This is a genomic window from Streptomyces sp. TRM70350 (genome assembly GCF_019219825.1).
Classification (GTDB): Bacteria; Actinomycetota; Actinomycetes; order Streptomycetales; family Streptomycetaceae; genus Streptomyces.
This window is the reverse complement of the sequence record NZ_JAHUXH010000018.1, coordinates 51,447-73,010: the sequence shown is the minus strand read 5'-3', so window position 1 is coordinate 73,010 and position 21,564 is coordinate 51,447. Positions and strand designations below refer to the sequence as shown.

The 21,564-nt window shown below is 70.1% G+C and carries 16 protein-coding genes, 1 tRNA gene and 5 pseudogenes; 8 read left to right on the top strand and 14 right to left on the bottom strand.

Annotated features, from left to right (window positions below):
- Positions 1-2 precede the first annotated feature (2 nt).
- Entirely contained in the window at positions 3-1,307 is a 1,305-nt protein-coding gene (locus tag KWI83_RS24560) for an extracellular solute-binding protein (RefSeq protein WP_218516554.1), read from the bottom strand.
- A gap of 362 nt (positions 1,308-1,669) precedes the next feature.
- On the opposite strand from KWI83_RS24560, the gene KWI83_RS24555 reads away from it, so the two are divergent.
- The 3 genes from KWI83_RS24555 to KWI83_RS24545 all read left to right on the top strand — a co-directional run bounded on the left by KWI83_RS24555 (position 1,670) and on the right by KWI83_RS24545 (position 4,836).
- Positions 1,670-2,725 carry a LacI family DNA-binding transcriptional regulator gene (locus KWI83_RS24555; RefSeq protein ID WP_218516553.1) on the top strand — a complete coding sequence of 352 codons (1,056 nt, stop codon included), beginning with the start codon at positions 1,670-1,672 and terminating at the stop codon, positions 2,723-2,725.
- Positions 2,726-2,996: 271 nt separating this feature from the next.
- Positions 2,997-3,293 (top strand): hypothetical protein, encoded by a 297-nt coding sequence (locus KWI83_RS24550; RefSeq protein ID WP_218516552.1) that lies wholly within the window; start codon positions 2,997-2,999, stop codon positions 3,291-3,293.
- Positions 3,294-4,080: 787 nt separating this feature from the next.
- Positions 4,081-4,836, top strand: coding sequence for a GntR family transcriptional regulator (locus tag KWI83_RS24545; protein WP_218516551.1), 756 nt, complete (start codon positions 4,081-4,083; stop codon positions 4,834-4,836).
- A gap of 375 nt (positions 4,837-5,211) precedes the next feature.
- On the opposite strand, the gene KWI83_RS39805 is transcribed toward KWI83_RS24545, so the two are convergent.
- Both KWI83_RS39805 and KWI83_RS40390 read right to left on the bottom strand, forming a co-directional pair.
- Complete coding sequence (locus KWI83_RS39805; RefSeq protein ID WP_305733694.1) at positions 5,212-5,496, bottom strand: hypothetical protein; 285 nt, start codon at positions 5,494-5,496, stop codon at positions 5,212-5,214.
- Positions 5,497-6,337: 841 nt separating this feature from the next.
- Positions 6,338-6,789: pseudogene (locus KWI83_RS40390) on the bottom strand (transposase); the annotation flags it as partial.
- 146 nt (positions 6,790-6,935) lie between these two features.
- On the opposite strand from KWI83_RS40390, the pseudogene KWI83_RS40055 reads away from it, so the two are divergent.
- From KWI83_RS40055 to KWI83_RS24525, 3 pseudogenes are all read left to right on the top strand, one after another.
- Positions 6,936-7,145, top strand: a pseudogene (locus tag KWI83_RS40055) (transposase); the annotation flags it as partial.
- Between the two features lie 44 nt (positions 7,146-7,189).
- Positions 7,190-7,440, top strand: a pseudogene (locus tag KWI83_RS40385) (transposase); the annotation flags it as partial.
- Positions 7,441-8,254: 814 nt separating this feature from the next.
- A pseudogene (locus KWI83_RS24525) lies at positions 8,255-8,455 on the top strand (hypothetical protein); the annotation flags it as partial.
- 297 nt (positions 8,456-8,752) lie between these two features.
- Here the strand turns inward: KWI83_RS24525 and KWI83_RS24520 are convergent.
- The 4 genes from KWI83_RS24520 to KWI83_RS24505 all read right to left on the bottom strand — a co-directional run bounded on the left by KWI83_RS24520 (position 8,753) and on the right by KWI83_RS24505 (position 11,618).
- Positions 8,753-8,825: transfer RNA gene (locus KWI83_RS24520), tRNA-His, on the bottom strand.
- 94 nt (positions 8,826-8,919) lie between these two features.
- The gene (orn, locus tag KWI83_RS24515) at positions 8,920-9,522 is read right to left on the bottom strand and encodes an oligoribonuclease (protein ID WP_141313117.1); all 603 of its coding nucleotides are present in this window, start codon (positions 9,520-9,522) and stop codon (positions 8,920-8,922) included.
- A gap of 135 nt (positions 9,523-9,657) precedes the next feature.
- Positions 9,658-10,908 carry a helix-turn-helix domain-containing protein gene (locus KWI83_RS24510; RefSeq protein ID WP_218516550.1) on the bottom strand — a complete coding sequence of 417 codons (1,251 nt, stop codon included), beginning with the start codon at positions 10,906-10,908 and terminating at the stop codon, positions 9,658-9,660.
- Between the two features lie 377 nt (positions 10,909-11,285).
- Entirely contained in the window at positions 11,286-11,618 is a 333-nt protein-coding gene (locus KWI83_RS24505; protein WP_218516549.1) for a hypothetical protein, read from the bottom strand.
- 332 nt (positions 11,619-11,950) lie between these two features.
- Here KWI83_RS24505 and KWI83_RS24500 point away from each other — a divergent pair, with 332 nt between their 5' ends.
- Positions 11,951-12,478, top strand: coding sequence for a universal stress protein (locus tag KWI83_RS24500; RefSeq protein ID WP_218516548.1), 528 nt, complete (start codon positions 11,951-11,953; stop codon positions 12,476-12,478).
- Positions 12,479-12,628: 150 nt separating this feature from the next.
- Positions 12,629-13,186, top strand: a complete 558-nt coding sequence (locus KWI83_RS24495; protein WP_218516547.1) for a GPR1/FUN34/YaaH family transporter — start codon at positions 12,629-12,631, stop codon at positions 13,184-13,186.
- 145 nt (positions 13,187-13,331) lie between these two features.
- On the opposite strand, the gene glmS is transcribed toward KWI83_RS24495, so the two are convergent.
- The 7 genes and pseudogenes from glmS to KWI83_RS24455 all read right to left on the bottom strand — a co-directional run bounded on the left by glmS (position 13,332) and on the right by KWI83_RS24455 (position 21,560).
- Positions 13,332-15,149 carry a glutamine--fructose-6-phosphate transaminase (isomerizing) gene (glmS, locus tag KWI83_RS24490; protein ID WP_218516546.1) on the bottom strand — a complete coding sequence of 606 codons (1,818 nt, stop codon included), beginning with the start codon at positions 15,147-15,149 and terminating at the stop codon, positions 13,332-13,334.
- A gap of 11 nt (positions 15,150-15,160) precedes the next feature.
- Complete coding sequence (locus tag KWI83_RS24485) at positions 15,161-15,418, bottom strand: hypothetical protein (protein WP_218516545.1); 258 nt, start codon at positions 15,416-15,418, stop codon at positions 15,161-15,163.
- 99 nt (positions 15,419-15,517) lie between these two features.
- A complete protein-coding gene (locus tag KWI83_RS24480; RefSeq protein WP_218516544.1) occupies positions 15,518-16,396 on the bottom strand; it encodes a DUF4429 domain-containing protein in 879 nt (292 codons plus the stop codon).
- 184 nt (positions 16,397-16,580) lie between these two features.
- Positions 16,581-17,189, bottom strand: a pseudogene (locus KWI83_RS24470) (ABC transporter substrate-binding protein); the annotation flags it as partial.
- 136 nt (positions 17,190-17,325) lie between these two features.
- A complete protein-coding gene (locus KWI83_RS24465) occupies positions 17,326-18,486 on the bottom strand; it encodes an acyl-CoA dehydrogenase family protein (RefSeq protein ID WP_218516543.1) in 1,161 nt (386 codons plus the stop codon).
- 6 nt (positions 18,487-18,492) lie between these two features.
- Positions 18,493-19,440, bottom strand: coding sequence for a hydroxymethylglutaryl-CoA lyase (locus KWI83_RS24460; protein WP_218516542.1), 948 nt, complete (start codon positions 19,438-19,440; stop codon positions 18,493-18,495).
- Positions 19,437-21,560 (bottom strand): biotin carboxylase N-terminal domain-containing protein, encoded by a 2,124-nt coding sequence (locus KWI83_RS24455; protein WP_218516541.1) that lies wholly within the window; start codon positions 21,558-21,560, stop codon positions 19,437-19,439. Before KWI83_RS24455 ends, KWI83_RS24460 begins: the two co-directional genes overlap by 4 nt.
- Positions 21,561-21,564: the final 4 nt, after the last annotated feature.

Sequence of the window (21,564 nt, the reverse complement as noted above, 5' to 3'; positions counted from 1 at the left end):
GGTCACTTGTCCAGGTTGTTGTCGATGGTCTTCACGGCCGTGTCCCAGGCCTCCTTGGCGGACTTGCCCTGGGCGACCAGGATCACCCCGTTGTCCGTCAGACCCTGCTGGATGATCTGGTCCTTCGGTCCGATCACCTGGACCGGGGCGCTCTTGGCGGCCTCGGCGAAGATCTCACCGATGGGTGCGTCACCGGTCATCTCGTTCTTGGCGTTCTTGACCGCGGGCATCTCGTACGCGGGCGGCGTGCTCGGGAAGTTGCCCTGCACCTCGAACAGCTTGGCCTGCTGCTCGGGCGCGGTCAGCCAGGCGGCCAGCTTCGCCGCCTCCTCGACGTTCTTGCCGGACTTGGGCACGGCCAGGAAGGAGCCGCCCCAGTTGCCGGACTTGGGCGCCGCGGCCACGTCCCACTTGCCGGCCGCGTCCGGCTTCGACTTGCCCTTGATGTAGCCGAGCATCCACGGCGGGCAGGACATCGCGGCGAACTTGCTGTTGGCGATGGTGGTGTCCCAGGCGGGCTGGAACTGCGTCTGGTTGCCGACCAGTCCGTCCTCCGCGGCCGCCGCGGTGAGATCGAAGGCGGCCTTCACGGCCGGGTTGGTCTTGTAGATGACCTCGCCGGAGGAGTCGTAGAACCGCTCGGTCTCACTGCTGAGGATGGCCTGCAGCAGACCGCCGGGGGAGTCCATGAAGGTGGTGCCGGAGGGCGCGTTCTTCTGGTAGTCGCGGCCGACGTCGACGAACTTCTCCCAGTCGCCCGTCCACAGCTTGCCCACTTCCTCGCGGTCGGTGGGCAGTCCGGCCTTCTCGAAGAGGTCCTTGCGGTAGCAGATGGCCATCGGGCCGACGTCGGTGCCGAGGGCGATCGTCTGGCCGTCGGGGGTGGCGGCCTGCTTCCACTTCCACTCCAGGTAGTCGCTCTCCTTGCCGTACTTCGACAGGTCGAGCAGCTTGGAGCCCTGGGTCTGCGCCACCTCGGCGATGTTGCCGACCTCGACGGCCTGGATGTCCATCAGGCCGCTGTTGGTGGTGAGGTGGTTGACGAGCGCGGGGTAGTAGTTCTCGTTGCGCTCGGTGACGTTCTCCTTGATCGTTATGTTCGGATTGCGCTTCATGTACTCGTCGTACAGACCGGCTTCCTTGAAGCCCATCGTCCCGAAGAGGCCCAGGGTGATCGTGGTCTTGCCCTCGCCGCCGCCCGACGACCCGGAGCCGCCCTCGTCGCCGCCGTCGTCGGCACAGCCGGCCAGCAGCCCGGCGCCCAGCGTCGCGATGGCCGCGAGGACCACCGACTTACGTGCTCGCATTGCGTCCTCCTGTTGCCCTGACGTGCCGACCCCCCGGCCAACTGCATGGTTGGGCCCGTAAGTTGTGCTCGCTGCGGCTCGGGCGGGGAACGTGCGGGTTGTGTATGTGTCAGGTACCGTGGGAGCGCTCCCACCAGTGATGTGTTGAAGAGTCGTCGGTTCCCGCGGGGGTGTCAAGGGCGCGGACGGCGGGAGATGCGTTCAGTTATCGGGCTGTTAACTGGACCGTGAGAGTCCGGGTCGGGCGGCGCACGGGACCGGATTCGGCCCCTCCGGAGGTCCGGCCCAGCGATGGTCACCCCACCACACGGGACTGTTAGATTCCAGGCCAGCGTGATGAACGGCGGCGGAAGGCGGAGCCCATGGCAGGCCACGGAGCGCGGGGCCGGAGCGGTGGCCGGCCCACCCTGGAGGAGGTCGCCGCGCGCGCCGGCGTGGGCCGGGGCACGGTCTCCCGGGTGATCAACGGCTCGCCCCGGGTCAGTGACGCGACCCGCGCGGCGGTGGAGGCCGCGGTCGCCGAGCTCGGCTACGTCCCGAACACGGCGGCCCGTGCCCTGGCCGCCAACCGCACGGACGCGATCGCCCTCGTCGTCCCCGAGCCGGAGACCCGGTTCTTCGCGGAACCGTACTTCTCGGACATGCTGCGCGGTGTCGGCGCGGAGCTGTCCGACACCGAGATGCAGCTGCTGCTGATCTTCGCGGGCAGCGACCGGGAGCGGCAGCGGCTCGCCCAGTACCTGGCGGCGCACCGGGTGGACGGTGTCCTGCTGGTCTCGGTGCACGCGGACGATCCGCTCCCGGACCTCCTCGCCCAGCTGGAGATCCCGGCGGTGATCAGCGGCCCGAGATCGGCGGAGGAGACGCTGACCTCGGTGGACTCCGACAACTACGGCGGTGCCCGCTCCGCCGTGGAACACCTGATCGCCCGGGGTCGCCACCGCATAGCCCACATCACCGGCCGCCTCGACGTCTACGGCGCCCAGCGGCGCATCGACGGCTACCGCGAGGCGCTGCGCGACGCCGGGTACGCGGTGGACGAACAGCTGATCGAGGCGGGTGACTTCACCGAGGAGGGCGGCCGGCGGGCGATGACTCGGCTGCTGGCCCGCTGCCCCGACCTGGACGCGGTCTTCGCGGCCTCCGACGTGACCGCGGCGGGCGCCCGCCAGGTCCTGCGCGAGGCGGGCGCCCATATCCCCGAGGACGTGGCCCTGGTCGGCTACGACGACTCGGCGATAGCCCGCCACATGGACCCGCCGCTCACCAGCGTCCGCCAGCCGATCGAGGAGATGGGCCGCAAGATGATCGACCTGCTCCTCACCGAGATCGCCGACCGGCGCCCGGCGGTGTCGCGGGGGCTGGAGCGGCGGCAGGTGGTGCTGGCGACGGAGCTGGTGGAGCGGGCGTCGTCGTAGGGGGCGGGTTGTGGGGTCGGGGTTGCGGGGCCGGGTTGTGAGGTCGGGTTGCGCGGGGTTGCGGGGCCGGGTTGCGCGGGGTTGTGGGGTCGGGGTTGCGGGGCCGGGTTGTGAGGTCGGGTTGCGCGGGGTTGCGGGGCCGGGTTGCGCGGGGTCGTGGAGTCGGGTTGCGCGGGGTTGCGGGGCCGGGTTGCGCCGGGTGAGTCAGGGCCGCCGCCCGGACGGCCCGGTCGGAGGGCTGGCTCCCCGGGCCGTGCATAAGATCCGCCGCGTGGCACACACCTTCGAGGAACTTCTGGCGAAACAGCGGGCCGCGGACGAGGCGCACACGAGAGTCCTGGAGCTACGGGACGCCTACGGACCGCCGACCCAGGAGGGCGGCTGGAACGACGTGCAGTCCGAGACGTACGAGACGGCGTGGCGGGCCTGGCGCGACCTCGACCGCGATCTGGGGCAGGCGGTGACCGAGTACGCCAAGGCGGAGGGGACGACGCGGGCGGAGGTCGAGGCGGAGCTGCGGAAGGTGCTGCCGGATCCGGAGGAGCGGTGGGGGACGACGCAGGGGTGACCTCTTGACTTCGGGAGTGGGAACTCGTACGCCTCTCGTCCGTGTGGTCGCTCGGCCAGGGGAACGCGCTGCTGTACACGGTTACGCCTCTCGCTCTCTCGCGACCCGCTCAGGCGCGGCACGGTGATCTCCAAGACGTCCGCGCAGGGCGCCGTCCAGGTGTGGGCCCAGGTATGCACGGGCCGCAGGACGAACGTCTCGCCCTTCACGTCGGTGATGACACCCTCCTTGTCGGCGTTGGAGTCGTACACCTGGTCCCCCACCCAAGGGGACTTCTGCTCGCTCACTGGGCCTCCGACTCGTGACAGGGGTTGCCTTCGGCAGGGGAGACCCGCCAGAAGCTCGTGATGATCGCTCGGTAGGTCCGGTGGGTTGGGTGGCTCCCCGTGTGCTTCAGGGCCCAGACCTCCGCCGGGAGGGATTCCCCCTCCCCGGCCCCGCTGGATTCACCGCACGAGGTGCACTCGGCCTCGTACATCGGGCCCTTGGGGGCGTCCTCGGCCGTCTCCGGCCCGAGTGTCCACTCCGCTGCCTTGATGATCGCTCTCACGTCTCGCCACGGGGACGCGGGCGATTGGCGGACTCGGTGGGCTTCGGCCGGGTGCGCCTTGAACTCCAGACGCCAGGAGCGACCTGTTTCCCACATGCTTGTCCCCCGATAGCCGTGAATTTCTGTGTACGGAGAACTCTTTTCTGTGCACAGATCGTCGGGGTTGGCGCTGGTCAAGCTGGTCGGGGCAGTCTGTGTGCACAGAAAGCGGCGATCACTCGAAACGGTGGTAGATCAGTGGCAGAGCCCGAGTACTTGCGGATCGCTGCCGAACTGCGCCGTCGTATCTCCTCCGGCGAGTTCGGGCCCGGGGGCCAGCTCCCGACCCTCCCGGCGCTCTCGTCGCACTATCGGGTGAGCGAAACGACGATCCGCAACGCCCTCGCCCTGCTGCGGAACGAGGGGCTGATCGAGACCCGCGCCAGGGCGGGCACCCGTGTACGCCAGGTTCCTCCTGTGCACCGCATGGCCGCCGACCGGTATCGGAACAAGCCCGGCACTCCTTCGACTCCGTACACCCGGGACCAGGGGATCGGCTGGAGCGAGTACCGTTTGGACAAGAGGTTCGAGCGGGTGCAGGCTACGCCGGAGCTGGCGTCCCTCTTCGAGTGCGAGGTGGGAGAGCGCCTGCTCGCGCGGCACTTCGTCTTCCACGACAACGACATCCCGACCCAGATGAGCACTTCATACGTCCGCTGGAGTGACGTGGAGGGCACTCCTGTCTCCGACCCCATCAACGAGCCCTGGCCGGGCGGGACAAGGGCTCAGATGGCCTCACTCGGGATCCGCGTCACAAGGATTACCGGGTCCTTCACCGCGGGCATGCCGACCGAGCGCGAGACGAAGACCCTCCGGATCGGCTCCGGCGTCCCGGTGCTCCGTTACACCCGGCGCCACATCGCCGACAACCGCCGGATCGTCGAGGTTGCCCGCCCGATCGTGCGGCGGGGCGACACGACCGTGGTGGACTTCGTCATCGACTTGGACGACTGAGCTTGAAGGGATGGCCACGGAGGACTCTCCACCAACTCATGGCCGGCCGCGATGAATTCCGCGCACGCCTGTGAGCGGGGTTCGCGCCTCTCCTGAAGGTTCTCGAAGCGTCGTTGACGAGCCGCTTCGGGCTCCTGGGCCTTGAGCAGGAGACGAGTTGTTCGCAGGCCGCACAAGCCCGTGCCGAGCGCCGCGAGTCCCGCCACCGATGGTGGCACCTGTGACGGCCGCAACTCCTGTATCCACACGGGGATTCTCACCGGCTGTGCCGATCACCGCAGGGAAACGACAAGAGTGCGCCCCTCCTTGCCGGAGTCGGGCGGTGGAGATTCCGCGATGGCGAGCAATTGTCAAAAGCTGTGGATCAGTAGCTGTTCACATAGTCTCGTGGTTCAGGTGGATGAGCCCTTCGATGGAGCCCAGGCCGGCCTCCAGGGCGGGTTCTGCAACCGGCGTGGTGGTGAGCAACAACACCTGGGCCGCCGGGTGTTCTGGAGCGTAAAGGCCGTCTTCGCCGGAGATTGAGAGCGCCCGCGGCTTGCGCCACGGTGCCAGCGCCGCCGATGACGCCTGATTCAGACCGGACTTGCGGACCGTCTCCACCAGCAGCACACTGCTGGCCTGGGACACCATCCCGCGGCCATCGCCCTCGTCGGACACGCGGGTCCCGGTCGGAGCAGAACTTCGGTTGTGGTCGGCAGGGCGGTCAGGGAGAGGGAACCTGCCCCTGTTCCTGACCGCCCCGGGGGTGGACGGATGGGTGGACTGCTTCCATGTGCGGTTGTGCGGTTGTGCGGTTTGAGGGCAGGAACTGCTCTCGGTTGTCCGTCAGTTACAGAAGTTGAGGATGGGGAGGAGGCCGTTGCCGCACTGGAAGTGCTCCCCGTCCCCGCCGCCGTAGGCTGGGGTGGCCTTTGTGGCGACGTGCGTGGCTGGCGTCGCGGCGACGGCGGATGTGGCAGTTGCCACCCCCGCCGCACAAGCGATGCCCACGGCGGCACTCACCGCGAATGCTCGCGGAATCCGGGAAATAGCCTTCTTGGGGTGAGGTGTGGTGTTCATGCACTCACCATGCACACCCTCGCGACCAGTTGCTCGCCGAGCGCATCCGAGCGGGTGAGCCCCCCCCACAGGGCCGGATCAGAATTCGCTTCCAGGGATACGCCGACCTCGGCTGACCGCGATACGCAGCACATCGCTCAGTTGGCCTCGGCACTTCATGACGGCTCGCCAGGCCAACTGGTAAGCAGTTTCCGCCTGTGGGCCGGGTGAGGGTCCGGCTGTCACGCCTGGTGGGCGCAGGGTTCCACGGCTCCGGCGGGCTGGTGCGGGTTCGGAGGGACCGGGCACGCTGCTGGTCAGCCTGGTTTCGGCAGGGCGGTGAGCCGGGCCAGGGCGTCGGTGATCACGTCGGTCCAGGCCAGCAGCTCCAGCGCGATCTGGACGATCTCCATCCAGATCTGGTTCTGCGCGGCCGGGCCGCTCGCTCCACCGGCCTGCCGCGCAACAGGGCACCGGAGTGAGGGCGTTCCTTGCGGACGATCAGGCGCATTCCTTCCGGCCAGTCCTTCAGGCAGTCGCCGTCGAGCTCGGCCGCCACCCAGGCTCCGCCGCGGATCTCGCCCCACCGGGCTTGACGGCTACCGCCCAGGCCTAGGTGGGGATCTTCAGGACAGATCGTGATGGATGGCGTCGGCGATGGTCATGCCGACCGAGTACGAAAGCCACCGGCCCCTGGCAGGGAGCCAGTTGGCGAACTCGTGCGTTCTGCCGCCGGAAACACACCGGATGAGCGATGTGGTCGCTCGCGGTGTTGGAGCCGGCGTTGCCAGGCCGCGGTAGGCCCGCGACCGGTTCACCGGACCCTCCGCGGCCGTGGTCGACGAAGCCCGACAGCGGGTGGTGTCCGAAGGTCTTCTTCCACGTCGCGGCGGCATCCTGCTTCTCGGAGTGCGGATGGTGTCCCGCTTCGTGGTGCAGCCGATCAACGTTGGGGCGTACACCCCGGGGCGTGTGTCGATAGGGATTCCGCTCCCTGCCCGGCAGGTGGGCCACCATGCAACTCTCCCTGGTGAACGGCCAGTTCAACCAGGAGGTGCATGATGGCCCTGTCCCAGCATGACTTACTTCGGCTGCTGGAGTCACTGCGTTCGACGGACGGACTCGAACTCGTCCGGTCCGTGGCCGAGCGGATGCTCCAGGAGCTGATCGAAGCCGAGGCGACGGCGAGGATCGGCGCGGAGTGGAACGAGCACACCGAGACACGCACCGGGCTGCGCAACGGGCACCGCGACAAGACACTGACTACGCAGGCCGGTGACCTGGACCTGGCCATACCCAAACTGCGCTCGGGCAGCTTCAGTCCACGAACCCGCTGGAGCGGATCAACCGCGAGATCAAACGCCGCGTCGATGTCGTCCAGGTCTTCCCCAACGACGACGCCCTCCTGCGGCTGGTCACCGCCGTGCTCTTCGAGATGCACGACGAGTGGATCGCCTTCCCCGCCGTTACCTACCCGAAGGCAGCATGGACCAGATCCACCCCACCCAAGCCGGCGAAAGCGCCCCCGCACTGCCCAACACCACCAACACGACCGACGATTGATCGCCTACACCACGTCAAGGGACACGACCGGAGTGCGCGATGACTACTGTCGAGGTCCACAATCAGCTGCCCGTCCGCATCTGGAGCCGACGCGTCGGCCATCTTCCACACGCGCTCGCGAACTTCAGCGCGTGCCGTCCTGATCACGTCAAAGGCCTTCGGCCCGGCCGAGGCGAGGGCGTCGACGAGGCGGGGAGACCGTCGGGGCCACCGGCAACTCGGCGCGCTCATGGCCCCGTTGGACGAGGCGCACCGGAGCGCTCCGACATTCGAGGCGCAGAGGCACGTGCGGAGGCCTTCGGTATGCGGGCGCTCAACGAGTTCAAGGCAAGCACGTGGGAAAGAGCCCGGAGCAGCTCGCTCAGCGCCTGCGTGATCAGGACGACCCAATGGGGAGGTCGCGGGTTCCAGTGTCACGAAGCAGCCGCACGACCGGTCCGATCCCCTGACCGGTTCCAAGGAGGCCCGGCCTCGATCCGCCCCTCGTCGTCAGCACTTCCATGCCGGCGCTCTGACCGATTGCGTCTGGCAAAAGAACCTCCGGTTGGGGAGTCGGCGAATAAGGGGTCCTTGCACTATGAGCGTCCGATCAGGTCGCGTGGTCTGGTGCCGTGCATCGCAAGGCGCCGGAGCGCCCTGGTAGCGGAGCTACCTGGGCGTTTCGGCAACGCGGCGAGGTGCGGTGCCAGGCCGCGCGACCCGGGCGGGCATAGTGCAAGGACCCCTAAGGGGAGGCATCCTGGCATCTCCAGGCCCGAGCCCGTCGACGTGCGGGCCGCGCGAGTGATCCTCAGACGTGACGCATCCCGTCCGCATGGATTCGTTTGACCGTCGATACGGCGAGCTGGACCAAGTGATCCGTGCCTACGCCGGACAGCCGGCCGACGACACACCGGAGCGACCGAGCCGGGCGTTGATCGCCTACCTGCGGCACACCTGGCACACCCGCCCATGGGCGTCGGCTGTCGCCGAGCGGCAGTTGCGCGAGTACGCCGAGCCTCCGCCCGGACGACTCGGCCGGCCCCCGTACAGCCCCAGCGGCTGGCTCGCCTTCGTCGCCGCCCGGCTCATGGTGCCGCGAGCCGAGTACGGGCCGCCGGTACAAGCACGTGAGTGCCGGGCGGCTTCCCGGGGCCGGTCCCGCCCCGGACGGGCCCGGCTTCCCGTCTCTGCCGTCGCCGCTGAGGTGTACGCCCTTGGACGGACCGCGGCGACGCAGATGCCGTCGCCCGGCGCGTGGTGGCCGCGGTGTGGCCATCAGGACAACGAAAGAGGCCGATGACCTCATGCAGTCATCGGCCTCTTCTAGCAGGGTGAGTGACGGGACTCGAACCCGCGGCATCCTGGACCACAACCAGGTGCTCTACCAGCTGAGCTACACCCACCATGACCGGCGGTTCTACTGTCGTTTCCCCGACCGGCCGAGAAAAAGTGTACAGGGTCCGAAGGGGTGCTCGCGCCCGGCTTTCGCCGGGGCGGTCACTGTGCGGGCAGAACGTGCTTCGCGGCGATCGCTCGGGCGGTGTCCGAGTCCGGGCCGGGCTGCGGTACGAAGATGGCCTCGCGGTAGTAGCGCAGTTCCGCGATGGACTCGCGGATGTCGGCCAGGGCGCGGTGGTTGCCGTTCTTCTCGGGGCTGTTGAAGTACGCGCGCGGGTACCAGCGGCGGGCCAGCTCCTTGATGCTGGACACGTCGACGATGCGGTAGTGGAGGTAGTCCTCCAGCGTGGGCATGTCGCGCAGCAGGAAGCCGCGGTCGGTGCCGACCGAGTTGCCGCACAGCGGGGCCTTGCCGGGCTCCTTGATGTGTTCACGTACATAGGTGAGGACCTGGTCCTCGGCGTCCGCGAGGGTCGTGCCGTTCGGCAGCTCCGCGAGCAGGCCGGACGCGGTGTGCATCTGACGGACCACCTCCGGCATCGTCTCCAGCGCCCGGTCCGGCGGGCGGATGACGATGTCCACCCCCTCGCCGAGTACGTTCAGCTCGGAGTCGGTGACGAGGGCGGCCACCTCGATGAGCGCGTCGTCGGACAGCGAGAGGCCGGTCATCTCGCAGTCGATCCACACCATGCGATCGTTCATGCGTCCACCCTACGGCCGACATGCGCATGTGAGGTGTGCCGCGTACGTGCGGGAGCAGGAGCAGGGCCCACAGGGGCTGCCTGCTCCTGTGGGCCCCGTCACACCGTTACGGCCGGGTCACGGACCTTACGGCCCTTACGACCCGCTGCGCTGCCCCGGCAGGCTCGCACGGGCGTACGCCTCCCGGGCGTGGTCCCCCGGCAGCGACGAGGAGCCGACCGCGCTCGCCGCCGCCGTACGGCGGGCCTGCATCGGCACCGGGCTCTCCGGGTGCAGGGCAGCGGACTGCGGTCCCGCCTGCGGCGGCGGGCCGGTCATCGGCGCTGGTGTGCTCGCCGGGCCGTCGCCCTCCGTCGGGCGGTCGGACTGCGGGCGGCGCGCTCGGTACGCCGCCCGGTACGCGGCCGGGGACGAGCCCAGCTGGCGGCGGAAGTGGCCGCGCAGGGCGACCGGCGAGCGGAAGCCGCAGCGGCCGGCCACCTCGTCCACCGAGTAGTCCGACGTCTCCAGCAGGCGCTGCGCCTGCAGCACCCGCTGGGTGATCAGCCACTGCAGGGGCGCGCTGCCCGTCAGCGAGCGGAAGCGGCGGTCGAAGGTGCGGCGGCTCATGTACGCGCGGGCCGCGAGCGTCTCGACGTCGAACTGTTCGTGGAGGTGCTCCAGCGCCCAGGCGACGACCTCGGCGAGCGGGTCGGCGCCGATCTCCTCCGGTAAAGACCGGTCCAGGTAGCGTTCCTGGCCTCCGCTCCGGCGGGGCGGCACCACCAAGCGGCGGGCCAGCGCGCCGGCCGCCTCGTTGCCGTGGTCGGTGCGCACGATGTGCAGACAGAGATCGATTCCGGCCGCGGTGCCCGCGGACGTCAGCACGTCCCCGTCGTCGACGAACAGCTCCCGCGGGTCCACATGGACCGACGGGTAGCGTTTCGCCAGCGTCGGCGCGTACATCCAGTGCGTGGTGGCCGGGCGGCCGTCCAGCAGGCCCGCCGCCGCGAGGACGAACGCCCCCGTGCACAGGCCCACGATCCGGGCGCCCTCCTCGTGCGCCCGGCGCAGCGCGTCGAGCGCGTCCTCCGGCGGTGGCGAGGTGATCGACCGCCAGGCGGGCACGACGACCGTGCCCGCGCGGGAGATCGCTTCCAGGCCATGCGGCGCGGTCAGCTCCAGGCCCCCTGTGGTCCGCAGCGGGCCTTCCTCACCCGCGCACACCAGCAGTCGGTAGCGCGGTACGCCGGCGTCCTGGCGGTCGATCCCGAACACCGACAGCGGTATGGAACTCTCGAAGATGGGGCCGCCGCTGAACAGCAGCACCGCGACGATCTCCTTGCGGCGGCGCCCGGACAGTTTCCGGGCCGCGGTATCCGGCGCGGCAGTGGAGTCGTGGCTCATACTGCTAAGCCCCCCTCGGTGGTCGCGGCTCCTCGGTTGTGTCGCTCCTGCACGTTTCCCCTCGGTCCTGCACGAGTCCCCCGCCGTAGACAGTCAAGATCGAATCTACTGTGTCCCGCCGTGCCGGCGTGGCCAGTTCATCACCCGGCACATTGTCGACTTGGCAACTTGGCGTGAAGCATTCGATCACGAAGCGTTGCACTAGCGGGCCGCGCAGGGAAGTGCGCCTTGTCGCAGTGGCCAATCCACGTAGGGTGCGCGAGCCCCCTGAGACCCTTTCCGTGCAGGTCGAACGGGGGTTGGGGGGTGCTCAGAGGTGCCGATGCACAGAGTTCAGAAGTTGGCTGAAAAGATACGGGCGCGTGCGCGGAAACCGGTCAGCCGACCGGTGTATGTCCGCCCGGGCGCCGCCCGCCCCTGTGTGCCCCCGAACCGCTGCGCTGATGCCGACCGCGGTGCGGCGCGCCCTCCGCGGCCCGCAGCCGGGCCGCGCCGCGCTCGGAGGCGCGCAACAGTGCCCGGCAGACCGCCGTGACGGCGGCGAGGCCCAGGGCGGTGCCCATGGCGCCCGCGAGGGAGCTGCCGCACCACACGAGGATCACCGGGACGAGCAGACAGCTGAAGGCGGCCCACCGGACCAGGTCGGTCACCGCGTCCGGGCCGGACGCGGCCCCGGGGCGCGTCTCGGGGGTCGGGCGGGGTGCGGACATGACGTACTCCCTAGGGCGGCGGCGCACGCTCCCTGTGGCGGTGGCTCACGGGGATCAACGCCGGTTCGACCGGTCGGTCACTGCCGGGCCGGGGATGCGCCGGCGGCGTAAGTGAATCCTGTGCAAACCGCCTGTACGGGGCAGCAGCCATTGCGTTACGGGCGCCCCCTCGTGCATGCTCCCTGGAACCCGCCGCCGACGTGAGCGGGATCTGGGCTAAGGAGGCGTGCCGCCGTACCCTTGGGGTATGGGGTTGGGAAGATGATTCCCGGACACAGCTCCGCCGCACACTGTCGTCCCACCCGATCAAGGATCACAACGCCGAGACAGCCATGGCCGGTCACGAATTCTTCGAACCCGCGGACCGCAAGCGGCCCGTCGCCGACCCGACGGCGGCCGATCCCCTGGCGGCGGAAGAGCCACGCCATTCGTGCGATCCCGCCTTCAAGCACGGCGTCGTCGTCGGCTTCGACGGCTCGACCTCCAGCGAGCGTGCCCTCGCGTACGCGATCGGCATGGCCCGGCGCTCCCACTCGGGCCTGATCATCGTCCATGTGGCCAACCGGCTGCCCACCACCGTGTGGGCCGGCTGTGAGCCGCCCGTCTTCGTCGACGTGCCGGACCACCGCACCGAGGTGCTCGGACTGGAGCTCGCCTGCGCGGACTACCTCGCCGAGGTGCCCTGGATCCTGGTCGAGCGTGGCGGTGACATCTGCCATGAGCTCGAGGAGGTCGGGTGGGAGTACGAGGCGGACGCCATCGTCGTCGGCTCCACGCACGGCATCGTGGGACGCATTTTCGGTTCCGTCGCGGGGCGGCTCGCCAAGCGCGCCAAGCGCCCTGTCGTTGTCATTCCGTAACTCGCCGTTGGCCCAGGTGAGATGCCCCGTGGGCACGGCCAACTTCCTTTGTGCGCCACCCGAATCTACTCACGCGTAGATGTGTTTGTGCCCTTGTGAAGGGCATATACCGGTCACCGTACAACTGCACATGCATGAAGGGAGCCCGCCGTGGACAACGGAGTCTCTGCGGGAAGCACCACCACGATCGTCGGCCGACTCGCGCTCGGCATCACCCTGTTGGCCGTCGGCCTCGGGTACACCGGACTGATCGACGGAGTGACGGCGGCGGACGCCGTGACCCTGGCTCACTACGTAGGCGGCGTCGCGTTGTTCGTCGCCGGACTGTTCGCGTTCCGGGAGGGTGACGCCGGGACGGGGACCGCGTTCGCCGCGCTCGGCGCACTCTGGTTCACATGGGCGGTCTCGCCCCAGGTCTCCGACAACGCCGCAGGGCTGTTCCTGCTGCTGTTCGCCCTCGTCGTCCTCTCCCTCACGCTCGCCGGGGGTGACACGCTCGGGCAGGCCGTGTACGGGCTGTTCTTCGTCGCGCTGCTGCTGCTCGCCATCGGGCGGTTCGCGGACAGCGGGGCGCTGGACAAGGCGGGTGGCTGGTTCGCCGTCGCCTCGGGCGCGGTGGCCTGGTACGCGGCCACGGCGGCGCTGGCGCACTGGCCGACGGCACTTCCGCGACGTGCCGCTGGCCGCGGGGTGACGGCTGCCGGTTAGCGGCGCCGGCTGGGGGGTTGGGCGGCTCCCCGGCGCATAAGACGGACCCCCGCGTGAAGGTGGCACACGTGGGGGTCCGTCCTGTTTGCTTTGCCGGTGCGGGTGCGTCGTGGTTTCTCGCGCAGTCCCCGCGCCCCTGGGCCGACTATTCGACCGTTACCGACTTCGCGAGGTTCCTCGGCTTGTCGATGTCCCTGCCCAGGGCCAGGGCCGTGTGGTAGGCGAGGAGTTGGAGCGGGATGCCCATCAGGATCGGGTCCAGCTCGTCCTCGTTCTTCGGGACCACGATCGTCTGGTCGGCCTTCTCCTGCTCCTGGTGGGCCACCGCCAGGATCTTGCCGCTGCGGGCCTTGATCTCCTCCATCGCGGCGCGGTTCTTCTCCAGCAGGTCGTCGTCGGGGACGATCGCGACCGTCGGGAGGGCGGGCTCGATCAGGGCGAGCGGGCCGTGCTTCAGCTCGGAGGCGGGGTAGGCCTCGGCGTGGATGTACGAGACCTCCTTGAGCTTGAGGGAGGCCTCGCGGGCCACCGGGTAGCCGCGGACACGGCCGATGAAGAGCATCGAGCGGGCGTCGGCGTACCCCTTGGCCAGCTTCTCGATCTCCTCCTCCTGCTTCATGATCTCGGCGATCTGCGTGGGCAGCCTGCGCAGGCCCGCGATGATCCGCTTGCCGTCGCGGACGGAGAGGTCGCGGGTGCGGCCGAGGTGCAGGGCGAGCAGGGCGAAGGCCACGCAGGTGTTGGTGAAGCACTTCGTGGAGACCACGCAGACCTCGGGGCCCGCGTGCACATAGATGCCGCCGTCGGCCTCGCGGGCGATCGCCGAGCCGACGACGTTCACGATGCCCAGCACCCGGGCGCCCTTGCGCTTCAGCTCCTGGACGGCCGCCAGCACGTCGTACGTCTCACCGGACTGCGACACGGCGATGTACAGGGTGTCGGGGTCGACGACCGCGTTGCGGTAGCGGAACTCGGAGGCGGGCTCGGCGTCGGCGGGGATCCGGGCCAGCTCCTCGATCATCTGGGCGCCGATCATGCCCGCGTGGTACGAGGTGCCGCAGCCGAGGATCTTCACGCGGCGGATCCGGCGCGCCTCGCGGGCGTCGAGGTTCAGGCCGCCGAGGTGCACGGTGGAGAAACGGTCGTCGATCCGGCCGCGCAGGACGCGGTCCACGGCCTCGGCCTGCTCGTGGATCTCCTTGTGCATGTAGGTGTCGTGGCCACCCATGTCGTACGACGCCGCCTCCCACTCCACGGTGGTCGGCTCGGCGGTCGTCCGGGTGCCCTCGGTGGTGTAGGTGCGGAAGTCGTCGGCCTTGAGGGTGGCCATCTCGCCGTCGTCGAGGGTCACTATCTGCCGGGTGTGGGTGACCAGCGCGGCGATGTCCGAGGCGACGAACATCTCCTTCTCGCCGATGCCGAGGACGACCGGGGAGCCGTTGCGGGCGACGACGATGCGGTCCGGGAAGTCGGCGTGCAGGACGGCGATGCCGTACGTGCCCTCGATGAGGCGGAGGGTCTCGCGGACCTTGTCCTCCAGCTTCTCGGCCTGCGAGCGGGCGATCAGGTGGACGAGGACCTCGGTGTCGGTCTCGGACAGGAACTCGACGCCGTCCGCCTCCAGCTTGCGGCGCAGGTCGGAGGCGTTGTCGATGATGCCGTTGTGGACGACGGCGACCTTGCCCTCGGCGTCCAGGTGCGGGTGGGCGTTCACGTCGGAGGGGGCGCCGTGGGTGGCCCAGCGGGTGTGGGCGATGCCGGTGGTGCCCTTGAAGCGCGCGGGGACCTTGGTCTCCAGGTCACGGACCCGGCCCTTGGCCTTGACCATCTTCAGGCCGGCCGCCTTGGGGGAGGTGACGACGATGCCGGCCGAGTCGTAGCCGCGGTACTCCAGGCGCTGGAGGCCTTCCAGGAGCAGGGGCGCGACGTCGCGCTTCCCGATGTATCCGACGATTCCGCACATATACGTATTCCTCAGCCGTAGACGATGCGGCGCAGCTGCCTGAGCGTGAGCTCCGGTGGTGCCACCGCCCGGTATTTCAGGTCCGCCGCGATCTGTTCGAAGATCGTCGCGTTGATCAGGCCCTGGGCCTGCAGCTCGCGGTGGCGGCGACGGACGAACCCCTCGGTCGTCTCGTCGAAGTAGGCGAGCACGTCCTGGATCACGCGCAGCGCCTCGCCCCGGTTGAGGGGCGTGGACCGCGTCAGATGATCAACGAGTTCGTCGTGCACCCGGTAGATCCTGGGGTACGGGCGACGCTTTCGCAACATCCCTGCCCGATTTCGGGCAGATGTGTGGGGTGGATGGGCTGCGATGCCCGGTGTATCCGGTTACATCCGTTTCAGGATCGCCTGCTTGGCCAGGGTGAACTCCTCGTCGGTCAGTACGCCGGTGCGATGCAGCTCACCGAGTTCGCGCAGGCGCCGGAGCAGTGCGTCGTGGTCGTCCTCGCGGGCGGACGCGGCGGGCTCCGGCTCCTGTGCGGGGGCCTCCAGGGCGGCGGCCGGGGCCGCCGGGTGCGGGATGCGGGCCTGGACGGCGGCCGCGACCAGGGCCATGAGCGGGTCCTTCTTGAAGCCCCACAGCTCGACCGAGTTGGGGTCGTACTTGGGCGGGGCCTTGGTGGGGGCGTTCTTCACGGTGAAACGCAGGTAACCGTTCTCCAGGCCCGCCGCCGGATGCCACTCCACGGCCGCGATGTCGGTGACGGCCAGCGTGCGGGTGCCGGCGGCGGCCTTGGCGTCCTCCGTCTTCCAGTTCCACTCCAGGCGCACCTGCTCGCCGTCGAAGCTCGCCGTGCCGTCCCCGGCGGCGGCCGACAGCGGGACGGCGGGGCCGGGCAGCAGGTACTCCGAGACCGGGTCGGAGGGCACCTGGTCCAGCATCAGGGCGCTGCGCACCTCGTCCACCACGTACTCGGCGACGCCGTAGCGGTCGGACTCGACGACCAGTTGGTAGGGGTCGTGGGGCTCGGTGAGCCGACCGCCGGTCGCGTGCAGCAGCGGGTCGGCGCCGTCCCGCAGCCGCAGCCTCAGCCGCCCGGACTTGCGGCCCTGCTCGAACGATATGCCCGCCAGCGCCCGCAGCGGCACGACCAGTTCACCCAGCGTCTTGCGCAGCAGACTGACGTTCTTGTCCCGTCCGGGCGTCAGGCGCAGCGCGTCGCCGTCGAAGACCCAGGTGCCGTCCTTCTGGATGATTTCCGCCATGCCGGGGATTGTTTCACCGGTCTGGCGAGACAGTGGGTGCTGCGCCCTCCGACGGGACACCGCCTCCCCGCCACCACACATGGCGACGGCGGCATCCGGCTGCGGCTCGCCAAGGGCCCGTACGGCGACGGGGGCTACCGCCTCGGCAGCGGCCGCACCGGCGTCACCCTCACCGCCGCCCGCCCCGCCGGTCTCTTCCTTTGTCGGCCTTCATGTCCGCGCCGAGTGACTCGGCCAGCGCCCACATGCGCTGCAGCGGCTCGGTCATCTGGCGGTCGTAGACGGAGACGGCGACGCTCGGGGCGAGCTTGGCGATCTTGTCCTTGGACGCCTCGGGGACGTACCAGAGGGTGCCCGCGCTGTCGAAGGTGGTGGAGATCAGCACGTCCGGCTGGAAGGCGGCGTACTTCTCGACGTTGAACTGGTCCCAGGCGTTGCCGAAGACGGTCAGCTTGCTGACGTCCATGTCACCGGTCTGGACGTCGGCCTTGCCGTCCTGCGTGGTGGTCGGGCCGAAGACGCCCTTGACCTCGATGCCGTAGTCGTGGAGGGCGGCGGCGGCGACGCCGACGAAGGCGGCGATGTTCGTCGGGACCTGGTCCAGCTTCACCGTCTCGCCGCGGTCGTCCTTGAGCGACCAGGGGCCGGATGCCGTGGCGGATGCCTTCGGGTCCGAGCCGCCGCTGTTCGCGTCTTCGTCGCCGCAGGCGGCGAGCACGGCCCCGAGGCCGAGGGCGCCACCGGCGGCGAGGATGCCGCGGCGGGTGAGATGGGTGGCACGGGCGTTGGACACGAGCGTGGCTGCTTTCGAACAGGGCGGAGGGCCCGCCGGACCATTCGAAGATAGGTTAGGCTAACCTAATCTCATATCCTGTTCCGGGAGTGGGCCCCCGCGCCGCAGCCTGTACGCAGCCCGTGCGGGCGGTGGCTCAGCCCGCGAGCCCCAGCTCCCGCGCGATCAGCATCCGTTGCACCTCGCTCGTGCCCTCCCCGATCTCCAGGATCTTCGAGTCCCGCCACATACGGGCCACCGGATACTCGTTCATGAAGCCGTAACCGCCGTGAATCTGGGTGGCGTCGCGGGCGTTGTCCACCGCGATGGTGGAGGAGTACAGCTTCGCCAGCGCCGCCTCCTTCTTGAAGGGTTCGCCCGCCAGCAGCCGGGAGGCCGCGTCCCGCCACGCCAGGCGGGCCGTGTGGGCCTTCATCTCCATGTCGGCGATCTTGAACTGGATGGCCTGGTTGGCACCGATCGGCCGGCCGAAGGCGTGCCGTTCCTTCGCGTACTTCACCGACTCGTCGACGCAGCCCTGCGCCAGGCCGGTGGCGAGCGCCGCGATGGCGATGCGGCCCTCGTCGAGGATGCGCAGGAACTGTGCGTACCCCCTGCCCTCCTCGCCCAGCAGGTTCGCCGCCGGGACCCGGACGTCGTCGAAGGACAGCTCCCGGGTGTCGGAGGCGTTCCAGCCGACCTTGGAGTACGGGGGCGCGACCGAGAAGCCCGGCGTGCCGGACGGGACGATGATCGCGGAGATCAGCGGCCTGCCGTCCGGCTGACGGCCCGTCACCGCGGTGACCGTGACCAGACCGGTGATGTCCGTACCGGAGTTGGTGATGAAGCACTTGGTGCCGTTGATCACCCACTCGTCGGTCTCCGGGTCCAGCCGGGCCGTCGTGCGGGTCGCGCCCGCGTCCGAGCCGCCGTCGGGCTCGGTCAGGCCGAAGGCGCCCAGGATCTCGCCGGAGCACAGCCGGGGCAGCCAGGCGCGCTTCTGCTCCTCGGTGCCGAACAGATGGATCGGCATGGCGCCCAGCGAGACGCCCGCCTCCAGGGTGATGGCCACCGAGGAGTCCACGCGGGCCAGTTCCTCCAGGGCGACGCCCAGGGCGAGGTAGTCGCCGCCCATACCGCCGTACTCCTCCGGGAACGGCAGCCCGAACAGGCCCATCCGGGCCATCTCGCGGACGATCTCGTACGGGAACTCGTGCCGCTCGTAGTAGTCGCCGATCTTGGGCGCGACGACCTCGTGTGCGAACTCCTCGACCGTGCGGCGGAGTTCTTCCAGCTCGGGGGTGAGGCGGTGGTCCATGATGCGTCACTGCTCCTGGTGGGAGAGGGCTCTTACGGTGCGGGACGGGCTGGGTCGGCCCAGGTGACCGGCCATCCACACGCTGGTGGCGGTGAGACGGCCGAGGTCGACGCCGGTGTCGATGCCGAGGCCGTGCAGCATCCACACGAGGTCCTCGGTGGCGAGGTTGCCGGTGGCGCTCTTGGCGTACGGGCAGCCGCCGAGGCCGCCCGCCGAGGCGTCGACCGTCGTGACGCCGTGCTGGAGCGCGGCCAGGGTGTTGGCGAGGGCCTGGCCGTAGGTGTCGTGGAAGTGCACGCCGAGGGCGGTGGTGGGAATGTGGTCGGCGTTGAGGGCGGTGAGGAGTTCGGCGACGTGACCGGGGGTCGCCACGCCGATCGTGTCGCCCAGGCTCAGCTCGTCGCAGCCCATGTCCATCAGGGCCTTGCAGACCCGGACGACCTGGTGGACCGGGACGGGGCCCTCCCAGGGGTCGCCGAAACACATGGACAGATAGCCGCGGACATGGACGTGCTCGGCCTTGGCCCGCGCCACCACCGGGGCGAACATGGCCAGCGCCTCGTCGACCGTGCGGTTGAGGTTGGCCTTCGCGAAGGACTCGGTGGCGCTGGCGAAGACGGCGACGCGGGTGGCGCCCAGGACCAGCGCCCGGTCGAGGCCACGGGTGTTGGGGACGAGGACCGGGAGGGCGACTGCCACGTCCCTGACGAGCGGGAACAACTGCTCCGCGTCCGCCAGTTGGGGCACCCACTTGGGGTGTACGAAGCTGGTGGCCTCGATCGTGGTCAGGCCCGCGTCGGCCAGGCGGCGGACGAACTCCGCCTTGACCTCCGTCGGGACCTGCGCCTTCTCGTTCTGCAGGCCGTCGCGGGGGCCGACCTCGTGGATGCGGACCCGGGCGGGCAGGTCCGGGGCCGGTACGACCATCGGGAGGCCGGGTCCGGGGCTGCTCATGCCGTCTCCTCCTCGGTCGGGGCGATGACCGCCAGTACCTGGTCCATGGCGACCGTGGTGCCGGGAGCGACGTCCAGCTCGGTGACCTTTCCGGCGTGCGGGGCGGAGATGACGTGCTCCATCTTCATCGCCTCCACCACCAGCAGGCTCTGACCGGCGCTCACTTCGTCGCCGACCGCGACCTTCACGACCGTGACCGTGCCCGGCATGGGCGCGGTGAGCGAGTCGGCGCCGGAGTGGGCGGCGCGGGAGAGGGACGCCTCGACCGGGTCGTGGTCGCGGACGTGCCAGGCGTCACCGTCGCGGCCGAGCCACGTGCCGTCCGGCAGGGCGGCGAAGGTGTGGGCGGTGCCGCCGAGCCGGAAGGTGAACCGCGACTCCGCTCCCGCCGGGGCCGGGCCTGCGGACACTCGGACCGGGGCTGCGGCTTCTGCCGGGGTGGGGCCGGTTGCGCCCGGCCGGGCTGCGGCTTCGGCTTCGGCCCCCGCCAGGGCTTCGGCTCCCGTCCGGGCCGGCCCGGGGGCCCTCGGCGTCGGGGCCTCCGTCGTGCCGAGCAGCAGCTCGAAGCCGCCGTCCGTCGTGGCGCGCAGACGTGCGGTCACCGGGTCGTGACCCGGCACCCGCAGGTGATGCGGCGTCCAGGCCCGCTCACCGCCCAGGCGCCAGCCCTGAGGGACGGAGAACGGATCGACCCAGCCGGAGCCCGGGGCGGGCGCGGGGGCCGACGCGGCCTGGCGCAGCAGAGCCGCCGCCGCGTAGACCTCCTTGGGGACCTCGTCCGCCACGAGGTCCGCCACCTCCCGCTCCACCAGCCCCGTGTCCAGGTCGCCCTCGACGACCGCCGGATGGGCCAGCAGCCGTCGCAGGAACCCGGTGTTCGTCGGCACGCCCAGGATCACCGTCTCGGCGAGGGCGGCGCGCAGCTTGCGCAGGGCGGTGGCGCGGTCGGGGCCGTACGCGATGACCTTCGACAGCATCGGGTCGTACAGGCTGCCCACCTCGGTGCCCTCGCTGAGCCCGGAGTCGGTGCGGATGCCGTCGCCCTGGGGCTCGCGCAGCCCGAGCACCGTGCCGCCGGAGGGCAGGAAGCCCCGGGTCGGGTCCTCGGCGCAGATGCGGGCCTCTATGGCGTGCCCGGTGAGGGCGATGTCGTCCTGCGCGAAGGCGAGGCGCTCGCCCGCCGCGACCCGCAGCTGCCACTCCACCAGGTCGAGGCCCGTGATGAACTCGGTGACGGGGTGCTCCACCTGGAGGCGGGTGTTCATCTCCATGAAGTAGTACGCGCTCGGGTCCCCGCCCGGGACGATGAACTCGACCGTGCCCGCGCCGACGTACCCGCACGAGCGGGCCGCTTCCACGGCCGCCCGGCCCATCGCCGACCGCGTCTCCTCGCTGAGGAGCACACTCGGCGCCTCCTCGATGATCTTCTGGTGGCGGCGCTGGAGGGAGCACTCGCGCTCGCCCAGGTGAACGACGCCCCCGTGGCCGTCGGCCAGGACCTGGATCTCGATGTGGCGGGGCCGGTCGATCCACCGCTCCACGAGGAGGGTGTCGTCACCGAAGGAGGCGGCGGCCTCGCGCCGGGCGGCGGCGATCTCGTCGTTGAGGTGGGTCAGGTCCCGCACCAGGCGCATGCCCTTGCCACCACCGCCCGCGGACGGCTTGATGAGCACGGGGGCGCCCAGTTCGCGGGCCGCCCGCGCGAGTTCGGGGTCGCGGCCGCCGGGGACGACGGGGACTCCGGCCGCCGCCACGGTCTCCTTGGCGCGGATCTTGTCACCCATGAGGGAGATCGCGCCCGCCGGGGGGCCGATGAAGGCCAGCCCCGCCGCGGCGCACGCGCGCGCGAAGGCGGCGTTCTCGGCGAGGAAGCCGTACCCCGGGTGGACCGCCTGGGCGTTCGTGGCGGCCGCCGCCTCAAGGATCCGCTCCACGGACAGATAGCTGTCGACGGCCGGTGCCGGTCCGATCCGTACCGCCGTGTCGGCCTCGCGGACATGCCGGGCGTCGGCGTCGGCGTCGGAGAAGACGGCGACCGAGCGGACGCCCAGCGAGCGCAGCGTACGGATGACGCGGACGGCGATCTCGCCGCGGTTGGCCACAAGAACGGTGTCGAACATCGGT